Source organism: Mesorhizobium sp. M0615 (genome assembly GCF_040320805.1).
Lineage (GTDB): Bacteria > Pseudomonadota > Alphaproteobacteria > Rhizobiales > Rhizobiaceae > Mesorhizobium.
Map to the genome: position 1 here is coordinate 90,611 of NZ_JAMYQI010000014.1, position 14,374 is coordinate 104,984.

The window sequence follows — 14,374 nt, forward strand, 5'->3', positions numbered from 1 at the left end:
AGGCCAGACCAGCAGCGTTGCAATTGAGGGAACACCGGCCTGAATTCGATACGGTGATCAGGCCGCTGCCTGCTTGCGGGTGTCGAAGACGTGGTCGACCAGGCCCCAGTCCTTGGCTTCCTTCGCGGTCATGAAGAAATCGCGGTCAAGCGTGCGTTCGACCTCTTCGTGGGTGCGGCCGCAATGGTGAGCGTAGAGGTCGGCCATGTGCCGCTTGGTGCGCAAAATGCCTTCGGCGTGACGCTGGATGTCGGAGGCCTGGCCCTGGAAGCCGCCCAAAGGCTGATGCAGCACGATGCTGGCATTGGGCAGCGCGATGCGCCGCCCCGGCGTTCCCGCCATCAGCAGGAACGAGGCCATCGACGCGGCAAAGCCCATGCACACGGTCGACACCGGGCAGCTGACATATTGCATCGTGTCGTAGATGGCGAAGCCGCTGGTAACCACGCCGCCCGGCGAGTTGATGTAAAGCGAGATCTCCTTGTCGGGGTTTTCGGATTCCAGCGACAGGAGCTGGGCGCAGACCAGCGCCGACATGCCGTCATTGATCTCGCCATTGACGAAGATGATGCGCTCGCGCAGCAGCCGCGAGAAAATGTCGAAGGCGCGTTCGCCGCGGCTCGATTGCTCGATCACCATCGGCACCAGATTGGCAAAGCCGCTCATCTCATTGTCTCCGTTTTGATTTTTCCGGTTCAGGCAGCGCGCAGCAACAGGCGCGGCGCGTTGGCGGCGACTGGCGGCTTGGGCTTATATGCGTGCAGCGAGAGCCGGCAGCCGGCGCCGGCCATCGCAACCGCAGGCGTCAGGACAAACCCGTCATGGACGATGCGGAGATGCGTGCCGCCGGAAACGGTGCGGGCGAGTGTGAAGGTGACGATGCTCTCCAGCTCCTCGCGGTCGGCGTCGCCGGAACGCTCGCGCCAGGAATAGCGCAGCAGGCGCCCCGGTTCGGCATCGAGCACTTCGCACTCGATCGGCTTCTCAGGCCCGGCAAAGGCAAAGCGGCTGCCGGTTTCCGGCTTGATGTCGTTCGGCATCATCCATTCCGCCAAGAGATCCGGCACGGTCAGTGCCCGCCACACTTTTTCCGGTGCGTCCGGCAGATCGCATTCGAAGGCGAGGGCATCCTTGGCGGTCTGCGTCTGCTTTTCGTCGGTCATTGGTCCATGTCCTTCAAAACGGCCTTCAGTCTTTCGATGCGCTCCGGCCAGAATGCGCGGTAGCGTTCGATCCAGCCGAGCAGCGGCTCGAGCCCTTGCGGATCGGCGCGGTAGTAGGCGTTGCGGCCGGCACGTCTTTCGCTGACCAGGCCTGCGCCGCGCAGCACGGCAAGGTGCTGCGACACCGCCGGCTGCGACACGCTCATGCCGGTGCGCAACTCCGAAACGCTCATCTCGCCGGAAGTCAGCCGCTCATAGACGGCGCGTCGCGTCGGGTCGGCCAGGGCGCGAAAAATCTCTGCTTCGATCATGGCAAAAGCATAAGTCGATACTTATCGATTTGGCAAGGGGTGTTTTGAATGCCCCGTATTGATTGGATCCTGCCGGGCCTCTAATCCATGGGGAACAAGATGGGCCGCTCATGGCGAGGCAGGAGTAGTATTTATGAATTCCAACGTCGATCTTTCGTCCGCCGAGAACCTCAACGAGGCTCTGAGGCTCTATCGCCGCCTCGTCCTCGGTATAGGCGCCATCGCCGTCATCGGTTTCGTGGCCGTGATCTTGTTGGCCAAGCTGGGTACGGCGCTATCGCCGCCATACGGGATTTACATCTTCGGCGAAGGATTGGGGACCTGGGGCCTGATCGCGGTGGTAGCGGCGCTCGTCGCTCAGGTGTGGTGGCACGGGCGCGCGATCGGGAAATTGCTGAATGACCCGGCTCTGAAATCTGAACCTGCAGTCGGGCTGATGTCGGCGCCAACCGTGATCGCACAGCGCGCCCATGCCATGGGCATGGAGTGGAGCGGCTTTTTCGGTCCGTTGCGACCAGCGAAAAATCGGCGCTGACGACACCGCTTCTCGCCGCTGCGTGTCAGCTAAATCCACGCGCCCGCGTCGGCGATTGCTGCCATTCCTTGACAATCCGTGGTTAACAGTATAGGAACGAAAAGGGAACAAAAACCTTGTGGGAAAAGCCAGCCGCGGCAAGCCAGGATTGTGCGCGGCCTGTAAGGTGAACGACTTGAAATTTGTTTCGGATGAGCACGGAGAAGTGTCATGGCGGGTAGCGTCAACAAGGTCATTCTGGTCGGTAACCTCGGCGCGGACCCTGAAATCCGCCGCCTGAATTCCGGTGATCCGGTCGTCAACATCCGCATCGCCACGTCGGAAAGCTGGCGCGACAAGAACTCCGGCGAGCGCAAGGAAAAGACCGAATGGCACAACGTGGTCATTTTCAATGACCAGATCGCCAAGGTCGCCGAGCAGTACCTGAAGAAGGGCATGAAGGTTTACGTCGAAGGCCAGCTGCAGACACGCAAATGGCAAGACCAGACCGGCGCCGACAAGTACACGACCGAAGTCGTGCTGCAGAAATTCCGCGGCGAGCTGCAGATGCTCGATTCTCGCGGCGAGGGCGGCGGTCAGGTCGGCAACTATGCCGGCGGCGGCGGCGCGAGCCGTGGCTCGGATTTCGGCCAGTCTGGCCCCAATGAGAGCTTCAACCGCGGCGGCAACAGCGGTGGCGGCGGTTCCAAGGGCGGCGGTGGCGGCGGCTCGTCGCGCGAACTGGACGACGAAATCCCGTTCTGAGCTGACGATAGTCGGCGATATCTGAGGAGAGGGTGCGGTGTCGCTCGGACCGCTTCTATCGGCGCGCCCTCCCATTCCATGGCACGCCTTCGCGGCCCTTGCCGCGCTGGCCATTGGCGCTACGCAACTGGCGCTGCCGAAAGGCACGACGCGTCATCGTGTCGTCGGCTATACCTGGGCGGCGCTGATGCTGGTCGTCGCCATCTCCAGTTTCTGGATCCAGCAGATACGCCTCGTCGGTCCGTTCAGCCCGATCCATCTCTTGTCGATTTTAGTGTTGATCGCCGTGCCGCTGGCGGTCTGGCACGCGCATATGCATCGGGTCGCGAAACATCGCAGGGTCATGATATCGCTGTATGTTTTCGCCCTGATCGGCGCCGGCGTGTTCACGCTGCTGCCGGGGCGGATCATGCACACGGTCGTCTTCGGCCAGTGACGCTTTCTGAAAGGAAGATTGCCGTGAAAGCACGGATCAAATGGGTCGAGGAGCGCACCTTCGTCGGCGAGTCCGGCAGCGGCCACAAACTGGTGCTGGGGACCGCCCCCGGGCCGGAAGGCAAGACGCCAGGTCCGAGCCCGATGGAGCTGGTGCTGATCGGCACCGGCGGCTGCTCGGCCTATGATGTCGTCCACATCCTCGAAAAAGGCCGCGAGGCGATCGAGGACTGTGTTGTAGAACTCGACGCCGACCGGGCCGAAACCGACCCCAAAGTCTTCACCCGCATCCACATGCATTTCATCGTCACGGGCCACGCGCTGTCGCGCGACAAGGTCCAGCGCGCCATCAACCTGTCGATCGAGAAATACTGCTCGGCCTCGGCCATGCTGGCCAAGACGGCTGTCATCACCCACGATTTCGAGGTCGTCGATACGGCGGTGGAGTAGGGAGCAGGGAGCAGGGAGCAGGGAGCAGGGAGCAGGGGCTGCCGTTCACCCCGCCATCAGCGCCTTGATCCCATCCGCGACGAACTGAACCGCAAGCGCGGCCAGGATGACGCCGAGCAGGCGGGTGAGGATCGAGCGGCCGGTCTGGCCGAGGATGCGGTCGATGCGCTCCGACAGCACGAACACCAGATAGGTGATGGCAAGGCAGACGAAGATGATGCCGACCAGCGCCGCTTGTGCTGCAAAACCCTGAAAAGAGCCCGACAGTAGCACAGTCGCCGAAATCGCACCGGGGCCGGCGATCAGCGGGATCGCCAGCGGGAAGGCCGCGATGTTGTGGATCATGTCCTTGGTGATGGCGACGTCGCCGATCTTCTCCTTGCGGTCCTGGCGGCGCTCAAACACCATTTCGAACGCGATGAAGAACAGCAAAAACCCGCCGGCGACGCGGAAAGCCGGCAACGTGATGCCGAACACCGACAGGATGGACGCCCCGGCCACCGCAAACAGCGCCATCACCAGGAAGCCGATGATCGAGGCGCGCACCGAAACCTGCTGACGTTCCTCGCGGTTCATGCCGCGTGTCACCGCGAGGAAGAGCGGCGCGAGACCTGGCGGGTCGATGGTCACCAGAATGGTGACGAAGGCATTGAACAGGCTGTCGAAACTCGGCATCGCTGACCCCTCCCGCCGGGCCGGACCCCTGCGCCACGATAGTGGTAGAGCAAAGCCTGGCCGGTGGGAACCGTCTGAGATGGCGATACCGGAGACGCCGGCTATGTTAGGCGGCAGCGTTGCAATAGGCCTCCAGGCGATAGCCGTCGGGATCGACGATGAAGGCAGCGTAATAGTCCTCGCCATAGTCGGCGCGCAGGCCCGGCGCGCCATTGTCGCTGCCGCCTGCACGCAAGGCGGCGGCATGGAAGGCGACGACACTCTGCCTCGTCGGCGCGGCAAAGCAGAAATGCAGACCGGACTTCTCGTCCGATGGCACTGGCCGCTCCGCGTCGTTCACCCACAGCGCGACGGCTTGCGCACCATAACCCAGTGAGCCTGGCGACTGGCTGAGGCAGGAATAACCGAGCGGCTTTAGCGCGGCATCGTAGAAGGGCTTCGAAACGTTGGTGTCGCGGACGCCGATCGAGACATGGTCAAGCATGCTTTTGGTCACCTTTTTGCAATATGTTGCGTCATCAGTCGTGGGCGACGCGGCGCGCCAGGAACTCGACTTCGAGACGCCATGTCTTGCCATCGTCGTGCGAACGCTCGCCGAGCCAGCGGAAGCTGTCCTTGGTGATGCGCGAAAAGCTCCAGCGGACCGAGGAACCAGTGCCGTCGGCGCCGACCTGCACAATCGTGTCGCCTTCGGCGCGACCAAGCTGGCGGCTGTAGTATTGGTTGCGCGGGTCGCTCCAGAAGATGTGCCAGGCATCCGAGCCGGGATCATAGGCCCGCAGCGTTGTGCCATAGAAAGTCCATTTGCCGAGAGAAGGCGAGGGGCCGGCATCCCGCGCGGGCAGGATCCATACATCCTGGATCGCCCTGCCTTCCAGGACCCAGCCGAAATGCACCTCGCCGCGTCCGGTGAGAACCGTGCCGTCCTCGAGATGGCGCGTGGCATCGAATGTCCAGGCGCCGACGAAGCGGCCGTAGAGATCAAGCTTGTCAGCCAGACCGGGGTTGGGGCCGTCGCTGTGGAGCGCTTCGGCAAAGGAGGATGTACCGATCATACTTGCTGCCTTCGTTGTGTCAGGAGGCTGCAAGCGATAGGCCCCGGCAGGGTGTCGCGCTTGGCAAAAATTGCTATCTTTCAAGCCATGACGACGAGCGAACAAAACCTGGCATCGGGGCAGGGCTGGCATGTGTCCGACGTGCTGTGCACGGCCGGCGCCGGCGACCGCCCGTTCGAGGAGGCGCACGACACCTTCTGCGTTGCCGCTGTCACCAGCGGCACCTTCCGCTACCGCACCAGGCAAGGCGCCGCCATGCTGGCGCCGGGCGCAATCCTGCTCGGCAATGTCGGCGCCTGCTATGAATGCGGGCATGAGCATGGCGCCGGCGACCGTTGCCTGTCCTTCCACTTCGCTCCGGCCTATCTCGACCGCATCGCCAGCGACGTGCCCGGCGCGAGCAAGCTCGCCTTCGGCGTGCCGCATATGCCGCCTTTGCCGGCGCTCGCATCGCTGCTGGCCGAGGCGGAAGCGGCGCGCGAGATGGTCGACATCGACGCCTTCGAGGAGCTTGGCCTGCGAATTGCCGGTGCAGCACTGGCAGTTGCCGGCGCAGCACTGCCCGTCGCCAGCGATGCGGTGCCTGGCCTTCGACCGCCGAGCCGCCGCGACCAGAAACGGGTTGCCGAGGCGGTGCGGCAGATCGAGCTCAATGCCGACAGGCCGGTCTCGCTTTCCGAGCTTGCCTGCGCGACGGCGACCAGCCCGTATCATTTCCTGCGCACCTTCCGGCAGGTCGCCGGCATGACGCCCTATCAGTTTCTGCTGAGAACCCGGCTGCACCGCGCGGCGGTGCGGCTGCGCATGTCAGGCGATGCCATCTCGGCAATCGCCTTCGAGGCCGGTTTCAACGATTTGTCGACGTTCAACCGCCGTTTCCGGCGCGTCATGGGTGAGACGCCTGGCCACTATCGCGCCCGGCGGGTGGCTACCCGCTGACGCGTCTGTCTGCCTCCTGATACGCTCTTGGCTTGGAAAACTGTCCTTCGCAGGCTTTTGCCCCTGGCGGCGGCGAATGCGTTATGGCCAAATCGTCGCAATCAGAGGTATCCATTTGAATTTACCACTGAAATCCTCATTGGAAAAGCACCACGAATATTGGAGTTTCGGCCGTGCTTCCTATATAAGCGGTCAGTGATTCCTGATTAGATTGTGATCCGATTTGACCGACCAAAAACCCCCGCGCGGCGCCGACGGCGGCCCTACCGGCATCGAGCCCATCTCCATCATCGAGGAGATGCAGAGCTCCTACCTCTCTTATGCCATGAGCGTCATCGTCAGCCGTGCGCTGCCCGATGTACGCGACGGCCTGAAGCCGGTTCACCGCCGCATTCTCTATGCGGCGCATGAGAGCGGTTACCACTGGAACCGCAAATATGTGAAGTCGGCCCGCCCGGTCGCCGACGTGATGGGTAAATACCATCCGCATGGCGACGCCTCGATCTACGACGCCTTGGTGCGCATGGCGCAGGACTGGTCGCTGCGCGTTCCGCTGATCGACGGACAGGGTAATTTCGGCTCCATCGACGGCGATCCGCCGGCGGCGATGCGCTACACCGAATCGCGGCTGACCAAGGTCGCGCATGAACTCTTGGAGGACATCGACAAGGAAACCGTCGATTTCCAGGAGACTTATGACGCATCCGACACCGAACCGAAGGTGCTGCCGGCCCGCTTCCCCAATCTTCTGGTCAATGGTTCCGGCGGCATTGCCGTCGGCATGGCCACCAACATCCCGCCGCACAATCTGGCCGAGATCTGCAACGGCGCCATCGCCATCATCGACAATCCGGCGATCGATTTGCCGGCGCTGATGGAGATCATTCCGGGTCCCGATTTCCCGACCGGCGGCATCGTGCTCGGCCGTTCCGGCATCTACAGCGCCTATGCGACTGGCCGTGGCTCCATCGTCATGCGCGGCAAGGTCAATGTCGAACAGCGCGGAAACGACCGTGAATCGATCATCATCACGGAAGTCCCGTACCAGGTGAACAAGGCCTCGATGATCGAGAAAATGGCCGAGCTGGTGCGCGACAAGCGCATCGAAGGCATTTCCGACATTCGCGACGAAAGCGACCGCCAGGGCTACCGCGTCGTCATCGAGCTGAAGCGCGACGCTGTCGCCGACGTCATTCTCAACCAGCTTTACCGCTTCACGCCGCTGCAGACCTCCTTTGGCGCCAATATGGTGGCGCTGAACGGCGGCAAGCCGGAAGTGATGAACCTGACCGACATGCTGAAGGCGTTTGTCAGCTTCCGCGAAGAGGTGATTAGCCGGCGCACGAAATTCCTGCTGCGCAAGGCGCGCGACCGCGCCCACGTGCTGGTCGGCCTCGCCATCGCCGTCGCCAACATCGACGAAGTGATCAAGCTGATCCGCACCGCGCCCGATCCGCAGACGGCGCGCGAGCAGTTGATGGAGCGGCGCTGGCCCTCCGGGGACGTGGAGTCATTGATTCTGCTTATCGACGATCCGCGCCATCGCATCAATGAGGATGGCACCTACAACCTCTCCGAGGAACAGGCGCGCGCAATCCTCGAACTGCGCCTGCAGCGCCTGACCGCGCTCGGCCGTGACGAAATCGCCGACGAGCTGAACACCATCGGCGACGAGATCAAGGATTACCTCGATATTCTGTCGTCCCGCGCCCGCATCCAACAGATCGTCAAGGACGAGCTTGCCGCCGTGCGCGACGAGTTCGGCACGCCGCGCCGCACCGAGCTCACCGACGGCGGCGCCGACATGGAAGACGAGGATCTGATCCAGCGCGAGGACATGGTCGTCACCGTCAGCCATTCCGGCTACATCAAGCGCGTGCCGCTGTCGCTCTACCGGGCGCAACGCCGCGGCGGCAAGGGCCGCTCCGGCATGTCGACCAAGGAAGAGGATTTCGTCACCCGGCTGTTCGTCGCCAACACGCATACGCCGGTGCTGTTCTTCTCCTCGCGCGGCATCGTCTACAAGGAAAAGGTCTGGCGGCTGCCAATCGGCAATCCGCAGTCGCGCGGCAAGGCGCTGATCAACATGCTGCCGCTGGAGCAGGGCGAGCGCATCACCACCATCATGCCGCTGCCCGAGGACGAGACCAGCTGGGGCGAACTCGACGTCATGTTCGCCACCACGCGCGGCACCGTGCGCCGTAACAAGCTGTCCGAATTCGTCCAGGTCAACCGCAATGGCAAGATCGCCATGAAGCTGGAGGAGGAGGGCGACGAGATTCTCGGCGTCGAGACCTGCACAGACAATGACGATGTGCTTTTGACCGCCAGTTCCGGCCAGTGCATCCGCTTCCGCGTTGGCGATGTGCGCGTCTTCCAGAGCCGCAATTCGGTCGGCGTGCGCGGCATAAGCATGGCCGAGACCGACCGCATCATCTCCATGTCGGTGATCGAGCATGTCGATGCTTCGCCGGCGGAACGCTCCGCCTACCTCAAGCGGGCAGCACTGGAGCGGCGGCTTGCCGCCGAGGTGACCGGCGAGGAAGAAGAGATTGCACTCACCAATGAGGAGATTGGCGAGGAGACCGAGCTTTCCGACAGCCGTTACGAAGAGCTCAAGGCGCATGAGCAGTATGTGCTGACGGTGACCGAATATGGCTACGGCAAGCGCTCGTCATCCTACGATTTCCGCCTGACCGGACGCGGCGGCAAAGGCATCCGCGCCACCGACGTGTCGAAGGTGGCCGAGATCGGCCAGCTGGTGGCGACTTTCCCGGTCGGCAATGACGACCAGATCATGCTGGTTTCGGATGGCGGCACGGTCATCCGGGTGCCGGTCAACGGTATCCGTTTCGCCAGCCGCGCCACCAAGGGCGTGACCATCTTCAACACCGCCGAAGGCGAGAAGGTGGTTTCGGTCGAACGGATTTCGGAGCCGCAGGCCGACGAGGATGTCGAAGAGGGTGTCATTGAGGCCGGCGCCGGAGATGCCGTACCGGACAGCACCGAATAGGTTTGAGCAACAACGCCGGCCCGATGGGCCGGCGCAAACAAGAACTAGCAATAAATCAGGGGCGACGGTGGGGCCAGCGAGCGCCGAAACCTTCGAACCGCTTTGTGCGGACACGGACGCGCTCTGCCTCGCTATGCAATCCGAATGCGGTGGCGATCAGCATGGCGACGGTCATTGCGGTGGCGAGCATGTAGATCAGCATGTGCGTGTTCTCCTGCGCCTATCCAACGGTTAGATCGGGTTTTGGTTTCATTTTCCGAAGTGCAAACTAGCGAACGCGGCGTGAAGTCTTCGTGATCAAGGCATTCATCTGTCGTTCATGTCTGCGAAAAGGTTCACGCAGATGTTCCCAATCGCATTTGCCTTCCGCCCAATGCCCCGCTAGAAGCACCTCCCATGACCGATCGCATCGCCCTTTATGCCGGCTCCTTCGACCCGCTGACCAACGGCCATCTCGATGTCCTGAAGGCATCGCTGGCTGTCGCCGACACGGTTTATGCGGCGATCGGCACCCACCCCGGCAAGACGCCGCTGTTTTCCTTCGACGAACGGGTGAAGCTGATCGAGGCCGCGACCAAGGCCGAATTTGGCCGCGACGGCAACCGGATCAAGGTCGTCGCCTTTGACGGGCTGGTCATCGACGCGGCCCGCAAGCATGGCGCCTCGATCATGATCCGCGGCCTGCGCGACGGCACCGATCTCGATTACGAGATGCAGATGGCTGGCATGAACGAGACCATGGCGCCGGAACTGCAGACGGTTTTTCTGCCCGCCAGCCCATCGGTACGCACCATTACTGCCACACTTGTGCGCCAGATAGCCTCGATGGGCGGAGACATCCGTCCCTTCGTACCGGCCGCCGTTGCCGGTGCGCTCACCGCCAAATTCGCGAAATAGTGCATGTCGCCCCAAAGTGGATGCCGGTTTTTGGGGCAACGACATGCACCCTAACAAAGACCTTCGGAGATCCCTTATGCAGCTGAAAAAGCTCGCCTCGTTCCTCGTCGTGCTTGCCGGTCTCGTGACCGCATCCGTTTCGGCCTTCGCCGCCGAACCGGAAAACACCATGGTCATCACCTTGAAGAACGGCGACGTCACCATCGCGCTACGCCCCGACCTGGCACCCAAGCATGTCGCGCAGATCAAGAAGCTGGTGCGTGAAGGCGCTTATAACGATGTCGCATTCCACCGGGTCATCAACGGCTTTATGGCGCAGACCGGCGACGTCAAGTTCGGCAACATGAAGAAGGGGTTCAGCCCCGAGGCCGTCGGCACTGGCGGTTCAGACCTGCCCGATCTGCCGGCCGAATTCTCGCAGAGCGAACATTTCAAGCGCGGCACGCTCGGCATGGCCCGCTCGCAGGACCCGAACTCCGCCAATTCGCAGTTCTTCATCATGTTCGCGCCGGCGCCGAACCTCGATGGCCAGTACACCATCGTTGGCAGTGTCGTCAGCGGCATGGAGCTGGTGGACAAGATCAAGAAGGGCGACGAGGCCGACAACGGCACGGTCAGCGAGCCCGACCGCATGATCAAGGTACGCATCGCCGCCGACAAGTAAACCAATCAAATCAATCTGTTTTCTGAGATAAAGGATATACGACATGGCTGAGATCAAGGACCGCGAGAACGCGCTCATCCTGGAAACGACCAAGGGCAAGGTCGTCATCGAACTGTTCCCCGATTTGGCTCCCGGCCACGTCGCCCGCATCAAGGAACTGGCCCGCGAAGGCGCCTATGACGGCGTGGTCTTCCACCGCGTCATCGAAGGCTTCATGGCGCAGACCGGCGACGTGAAGTTCGGCAATTCGTCGAAGCCGACCTTCGCGCCTTCGCGTGCGGGCATGGGCGGCTCGGAAAAGCCGGACCTGAAGGCTGAGTTCTCCAACGCCAACCATGGCCGCGGCACCTGCTCGATGGCCCGTTCGCAGAACCCGAACTCGGCCAATTCGCAGTTCTTCATCTGCTTCGACGATGCCGCTTTCCTCAACCGCCAGTACACGGTCTGGGGCCAGGTCATCGAAGGCATGGACAATGTCGACAAGATCAAGCGCGGCGAGCCGGTGGTCGATCCCGACAAGATCGTGTCGCTGAAGGTCGCGGCCGACGTCAGGTAAGGACAAACGAAGATGATGGGCTTGGTCTGGTCGCTGCTCGGCATCCTGTCAGGCGCCTTCATCGCCGTCCAGGCGCCGATCAACTCGCAGCTGGCGCGCGGCCTGGGGCTCCCGGTCGCGGCTGCTGCGTTTTCGTTCCTGTCGGGCGCGATCGTGCTTGGTATCATCTCCATTGCCGTTGTGCGGCTGCAGGACATCTCGCTCGACTGGAAGGCGCCGGCGCCTTGGCTGTTCATCGCCGGCGGCATGCTCGGCGGTTTCTATGTTACCCTGTCAACCATTCTTACGCCGCGCATTGGTGCAGCCGCGTTGATGGCGTTCCTGGTTGCCGGCCAGTTGCTGGCCGGCATGCTGATCGATCGCGTCGGCTTTCTCGGCGTGGCGGTGCGCGAGATTTCGCTCGGCCGCATCGCCGGCGCGGTGCTGCTGTTGGCCGGAGCGCTGCTCGTCCGGCTCTACTGATGCGCGTCGATCTCTTCGACTTCGACCTGCCGGAGGAGCGCATCGCGCTGCGCCCGGCCGAGCCGCGCGACAGCGCCAGAATGCTGGTGGTCAGGCCAGGCGAAGACTTTGCGGACCGCGCGGTGCGCGACCTTCCGTCCTTGCTCAGAACGGGCGACGTGCTGGTCTTCAACGACACCAAGGTCATTCCTGCCCAGTTGAGAGGCATCAGGCGGCGCGGCGAAGCGCAGGCGCAGGTCGACGCCACGCTGCATATGCGCATGGCGCCGGACCGCTGGCTGGCCTTCATGCGGCCGGGCAAGCGCATCGCCGCCGGCGACCGCATCCATTTCGGCCATGACGGCAATTCCTGTTTTCTCGGCCAACTCGACGCCACGGTGATCGAGAAGGGCGACGCCGGCGAGGCGTTGCTCGTCTTCGACCTCTCCGGCCCATTTCTCGACGAAGCGCTGCGCGCCGTCGGCCACATCCCGCTGCCCCCCTATATCGCCTCCAAGCGCGACGACGACGCACGCGACCTGACGGATTACCAGACAATCTATGCCAAGGAGGAGGGCGCAGTCGCTGCCCCCACCGCAGGCCTGCATTTTACGCCGGAGCTGTTTGCCGCGCTGGATGCAAAAGGCATCGAACGCCGCTTCGTCACCTTGCATGTCGGCGCCGGCACCTTCCTGCCGGTCAAGGCGGACGACACCGCTGACCACAAGATGCATGCCGAGACCGGCTCGGTCAGCGAAGCAACAGCCGACGCTCTGAATGGCGCCAAGGCGCGGGGCGGGCGCATCATCGCTGTCGGCACGACCTCGCTGCGCCTGCTGGAGAGCGCGGCACGGCCTGATGGCTCGCTGACCGCCTGGTCCGGCCCGACCGACATCTTCATCACGCCGGGCTATCGGTTCAAGACCGCCGACCTGCTGATGACCAATTTCCATCTGCCGCGTTCGACGCTGTTCATGCTGGTTTCGGCCTTCAGCGGCCTAGATACGATGCGTGCGGCCTATGCTCATGCCATCGGGAACGATTACAGGTTCTATTCCTACGGAGATGCAAGCCTGCTTTATCGAGCGGAGATGAGCGATGGACGATGACCTGCAGGCCTTTGATCGCGAAAGCCTGATCGCCGAAGTGAAGAAATTGCGTGCCGGCATTCGCCAGCACCGAGATTCTACCGGCCATGATTTATGCTGGCATCATCCCAACCTGTGGGACCTGCTGCCGGAAAAGACCGATCCATCGATTGCCGTGCCGCCATGGCCGAAATTCATGCGCGGCTGCATCCAATACCGCCAGTCGCTCGACAGGCAGGCGCCAGGCGCGCCTGTCCATGACAAGGAATTCAATGGCTGAGACATTCACCTTCAAGATCCTCGCCACCGACGGCAAGGCGCGGCGCGGTTCCATCACCATGCCGCGCGGAGAAATCCGCACGCCGGCCTTCATGCCGGTCGGCACCGGCGGCACGGTCAAGGCCATGTATATGGACCAGGTGCGCGGCGTCGGCGCCGACGTCATTCTGGGCAATACCTATCATCTTATGCTGCGGCCAGGCGCCGAGCGCGTGGCGCGGCTTGGCGGCCTGCATGAGTTCGCCCGCTGGCCACAGCCGATCCTGACCGACAGTGGGGGTTTTCAGGTCATGTCGCTGTCGAAGCTCAGAAAATTGACCGAGAAGGGCGTCACCTTTCGCTCGCACATTGACGGCGCTGCCTACGAGATGTCGCCGGAGCGCTCGATCGAGATCCAGGGCCTGCTCGATTCCGACATCCAGATGCAGCTCGACGAATGCACAGCGCTGCCGGCCGACCTCAAGCAGATCGAGCGCGCGATGGAGCTGTCGCTGCGCTGGGCCGAGCGCTGCAAGACAGCGTTCGGCGACCAGCCCGGCAAGGCCATGTTCGGCATCGTCCAGGGTGGCGACAACGCAGCACTCAGGGTGCGCTCGGCGCAGGCGCTGAGCGCGATGGAGCTGAAGGGCTATGCCGTCGGCGGCCTGGCCGTCGGCGAGCCGCAAGCGGTGATGCTGGATATGCTGGAGATCACCTGTCCGGAATTGCCTGACAACAAGCCTCGATATCTCATGGGCGTCGGCACGCCGGACGACATCGTGAAATCGGTGGCGCGCGGCATCGACATGTTCGACTGCGTGATGCCGACCCGCGCCGGCCGCCATGGCCTGGCCTATACCAGGCGCGGCAAGGTCAATCTCAGGAATGCCCGCCATGCGGACGATCCGCGGCCGCTGGACGAGGAGAGTGACTGCCCGGCGGCACGCGACTATTCACGCGCCTATCTGCATCATCTCGTGCGCTCGCAGGAGGCGCTGGGCGCGATGCTTCTGACCTGGAACAACCTGTCTTACTATCAGAAGCTGATGCAGGACATTCGCGCCGCGATCGAGGCAAAGGCCTTCGAGGCGCACACATCAGACATTTCAGAGGGATGGGCGAGGGGCGATATTCCGGTGCTATAAGCACA

20 protein-coding genes are annotated in these 14,374 nt (G+C 62.8%); 13 read left to right on the forward strand and 7 right to left on the reverse strand.

The window, feature by feature from the left end:
* Positions 1-57: 57 nt before the first annotated feature.
* From NKI46_RS24015 to NKI46_RS24025, 3 genes are read right to left on the reverse strand one after another with little or no spacing between them, the layout of a single operon-like run.
* Positions 58-666: an ATP-dependent Clp protease proteolytic subunit gene (locus NKI46_RS24015; protein ID WP_352498231.1), complete on the reverse strand. Its 609-nt coding sequence runs from the start codon at positions 664-666 to the stop codon at positions 58-60.
* Between the two features lie 29 nt (positions 667-695).
* The gene (locus tag NKI46_RS24020) at positions 696-1,163 is read right to left on the reverse strand and encodes an SRPBCC family protein (RefSeq protein WP_023688634.1); all 468 of its coding nucleotides are present in this window, start codon (positions 1,161-1,163) and stop codon (positions 696-698) included.
* A complete protein-coding gene (locus tag NKI46_RS24025; protein WP_023670944.1) occupies positions 1,160-1,474 on the reverse strand; it encodes an ArsR/SmtB family transcription factor in 315 nt (104 codons plus the stop codon). The genes NKI46_RS24020 and NKI46_RS24025 overlap by 4 nt, the downstream gene beginning before the upstream one ends.
* A gap of 133 nt (positions 1,475-1,607) precedes the next feature.
* Here NKI46_RS24025 and NKI46_RS24030 point away from each other — a divergent pair, with 133 nt between their 5' ends.
* The 4 genes from NKI46_RS24030 to NKI46_RS24045 all read left to right on the forward strand — a co-directional run bounded on the left by NKI46_RS24030 (position 1,608) and on the right by NKI46_RS24045 (position 3,638).
* Positions 1,608-2,009: a hypothetical protein gene (locus NKI46_RS24030; protein ID WP_023834137.1), complete on the forward strand. Its 402-nt coding sequence runs from the start codon at positions 1,608-1,610 to the stop codon at positions 2,007-2,009.
* Between the two features lie 210 nt (positions 2,010-2,219).
* On the forward strand, positions 2,220-2,753 hold the full coding sequence (gene ssb / locus NKI46_RS24035; protein WP_023670946.1) for a single-stranded DNA-binding protein: 534 nt from the start codon (positions 2,220-2,222) through the stop codon (positions 2,751-2,753).
* A 37-nt stretch (positions 2,754-2,790) separates the two neighbouring features.
* Positions 2,791-3,189: a DUF2306 domain-containing protein gene (locus NKI46_RS24040; protein ID WP_023752202.1), complete on the forward strand. Its 399-nt coding sequence runs from the start codon at positions 2,791-2,793 to the stop codon at positions 3,187-3,189.
* 23 nt (positions 3,190-3,212) lie between these two features.
* On the forward strand, positions 3,213-3,638 hold the full coding sequence (locus NKI46_RS24045; RefSeq protein ID WP_023706191.1) for an OsmC family protein: 426 nt from the start codon (positions 3,213-3,215) through the stop codon (positions 3,636-3,638).
* A 45-nt stretch (positions 3,639-3,683) separates the two neighbouring features.
* Here the strand turns inward: NKI46_RS24045 and NKI46_RS24050 are convergent, their stop codons facing one another.
* From NKI46_RS24050 to NKI46_RS24060, 3 genes are all read right to left on the reverse strand, one after another.
* Entirely contained in the window at positions 3,684-4,313 is a 630-nt protein-coding gene (locus tag NKI46_RS24050; RefSeq protein ID WP_023670949.1) for a MarC family protein, read from the reverse strand.
* A 106-nt stretch (positions 4,314-4,419) separates the two neighbouring features.
* Positions 4,420-4,797 carry a VOC family protein gene (locus NKI46_RS24055; RefSeq protein ID WP_023706192.1) on the reverse strand — a complete coding sequence of 126 codons (378 nt, stop codon included), beginning with the start codon at positions 4,795-4,797 and terminating at the stop codon, positions 4,420-4,422.
* A gap of 34 nt (positions 4,798-4,831) precedes the next feature.
* Entirely contained in the window at positions 4,832-5,368 is a 537-nt protein-coding gene (locus NKI46_RS24060; RefSeq protein ID WP_023706193.1) for a hypothetical protein, read from the reverse strand.
* An 87-nt stretch (positions 5,369-5,455) separates the two neighbouring features.
* Here NKI46_RS24060 and NKI46_RS24065 point away from each other — a divergent pair, with 87 nt between their 5' ends.
* Positions 5,456-6,307 (forward strand): helix-turn-helix transcriptional regulator, encoded by an 852-nt coding sequence (locus tag NKI46_RS24065; protein ID WP_023715839.1) that lies wholly within the window; start codon positions 5,456-5,458, stop codon positions 6,305-6,307.
* 223 nt (positions 6,308-6,530) lie between these two features.
* Complete coding sequence (gyrA, locus tag NKI46_RS24070) at positions 6,531-9,320, forward strand: DNA gyrase subunit A (RefSeq protein WP_023696506.1); 2,790 nt, start codon at positions 6,531-6,533, stop codon at positions 9,318-9,320.
* A 55-nt stretch (positions 9,321-9,375) separates the two neighbouring features.
* Here gyrA and NKI46_RS24075 read toward each other — a convergent pair whose 3' ends face one another.
* Positions 9,376-9,522, reverse strand: a complete 147-nt coding sequence (locus NKI46_RS24075) for a hypothetical protein (protein WP_023670953.1) — start codon at positions 9,520-9,522, stop codon at positions 9,376-9,378.
* A gap of 194 nt (positions 9,523-9,716) precedes the next feature.
* Here NKI46_RS24075 and coaD point away from each other — a divergent pair, with 194 nt between their 5' ends.
* The 7 genes from coaD (at position 9,717) to tgt (ending at position 14,369) form a co-directional block, all read left to right on the forward strand.
* Positions 9,717-10,217: a pantetheine-phosphate adenylyltransferase gene (coaD, locus tag NKI46_RS24080; RefSeq protein WP_352748202.1), complete on the forward strand. Its 501-nt coding sequence runs from the start codon at positions 9,717-9,719 to the stop codon at positions 10,215-10,217.
* Between the two features lie 169 nt (positions 10,218-10,386).
* Positions 10,387-10,881 (forward strand): peptidylprolyl isomerase, encoded by a 495-nt coding sequence (locus NKI46_RS24085; RefSeq protein WP_245260126.1) that lies wholly within the window; start codon positions 10,387-10,389, stop codon positions 10,879-10,881.
* A gap of 43 nt (positions 10,882-10,924) precedes the next feature.
* A complete protein-coding gene (locus NKI46_RS24090; RefSeq protein WP_023693397.1) occupies positions 10,925-11,437 on the forward strand; it encodes a peptidylprolyl isomerase in 513 nt (170 codons plus the stop codon).
* 12 nt (positions 11,438-11,449) lie between these two features.
* Complete coding sequence (locus tag NKI46_RS24095) at positions 11,450-11,899, forward strand: DMT family transporter (protein ID WP_023684639.1); 450 nt, start codon at positions 11,450-11,452, stop codon at positions 11,897-11,899.
* Positions 11,899-12,987 (forward strand): tRNA preQ1(34) S-adenosylmethionine ribosyltransferase-isomerase QueA, encoded by a 1,089-nt coding sequence (gene queA / locus NKI46_RS24100; protein WP_023715837.1) that lies wholly within the window; start codon positions 11,899-11,901, stop codon positions 12,985-12,987. Before NKI46_RS24095 ends, queA begins: the two co-directional genes overlap by 1 nt.
* Entirely contained in the window at positions 12,977-13,246 is a 270-nt protein-coding gene (locus NKI46_RS24105; RefSeq protein ID WP_023684641.1) for a hypothetical protein, read from the forward strand. The genes queA and NKI46_RS24105 overlap by 11 nt, the downstream gene beginning before the upstream one ends.
* Positions 13,239-14,369 (forward strand): tRNA guanosine(34) transglycosylase Tgt, encoded by a 1,131-nt coding sequence (gene tgt, locus NKI46_RS24110; protein ID WP_023715836.1) that lies wholly within the window; start codon positions 13,239-13,241, stop codon positions 14,367-14,369. Before NKI46_RS24105 ends, tgt begins: the two co-directional genes overlap by 8 nt.
* Positions 14,370-14,374: the final 5 nt, after the last annotated feature.

Excerpts from the sequence above, each read along its gene's own strand:
- NKI46_RS24015 (WP_352498231.1), bottom strand. The coding sequence starts at position 666 with ATGAGCGGCTTTGCCAATCTGGTGCCGATGGTGATCGAGCAATCGAGC.
- NKI46_RS24020 (WP_023688634.1), bottom strand. The coding sequence starts at position 1,163 with ATGACCGACGAAAAGCAGACGCAGACCGCCAAGGATGCCCTCGCCTTC.
- NKI46_RS24025 (WP_023670944.1), bottom strand. The coding sequence starts at position 1,474 with ATGATCGAAGCAGAGATTTTTCGCGCCCTGGCCGACCCGACGCGACGC.
- NKI46_RS24030 (WP_023834137.1), top strand. The coding sequence starts at position 1,608 with ATGAATTCCAACGTCGATCTTTCGTCCGCCGAGAACCTCAACGAGGCT.
- ssb (WP_023670946.1), top strand. The coding sequence starts at position 2,220 with ATGGCGGGTAGCGTCAACAAGGTCATTCTGGTCGGTAACCTCGGCGCG.
- NKI46_RS24050 (WP_023670949.1), bottom strand. The coding sequence starts at position 4,313 with ATGCCGAGTTTCGACAGCCTGTTCAATGCCTTCGTCACCATTCTGGTG.
- NKI46_RS24055 (WP_023706192.1), bottom strand. The coding sequence starts at position 4,797 with ATGCTTGACCATGTCTCGATCGGCGTCCGCGACACCAACGTTTCGAAG.
- NKI46_RS24060 (WP_023706193.1), bottom strand. The coding sequence starts at position 5,368 with ATGATCGGTACATCCTCCTTTGCCGAAGCGCTCCACAGCGACGGCCCC.
- NKI46_RS24065 (WP_023715839.1), top strand. The coding sequence starts at position 5,456 with ATGACGACGAGCGAACAAAACCTGGCATCGGGGCAGGGCTGGCATGTG.
- NKI46_RS24075 (WP_023670953.1), bottom strand. The coding sequence starts at position 9,522 with ATGCTGATCTACATGCTCGCCACCGCAATGACCGTCGCCATGCTGATC.
- coaD (WP_352748202.1), top strand. The coding sequence starts at position 9,717 with ATGACCGATCGCATCGCCCTTTATGCCGGCTCCTTCGACCCGCTGACC.
- NKI46_RS24085 (WP_245260126.1), top strand. The coding sequence starts at position 10,387 with ATGGTCATCACCTTGAAGAACGGCGACGTCACCATCGCGCTACGCCCC.
- NKI46_RS24090 (WP_023693397.1), top strand. The coding sequence starts at position 10,925 with ATGGCTGAGATCAAGGACCGCGAGAACGCGCTCATCCTGGAAACGACC.
- NKI46_RS24095 (WP_023684639.1), top strand. The coding sequence starts at position 11,450 with ATGATGGGCTTGGTCTGGTCGCTGCTCGGCATCCTGTCAGGCGCCTTC.
- queA (WP_023715837.1), top strand. The coding sequence starts at position 11,899 with ATGCGCGTCGATCTCTTCGACTTCGACCTGCCGGAGGAGCGCATCGCG.
- NKI46_RS24105 (WP_023684641.1), top strand. The coding sequence starts at position 12,977 with ATGGACGATGACCTGCAGGCCTTTGATCGCGAAAGCCTGATCGCCGAA.
- tgt (WP_023715836.1), top strand. The coding sequence starts at position 13,239 with ATGGCTGAGACATTCACCTTCAAGATCCTCGCCACCGACGGCAAGGCG.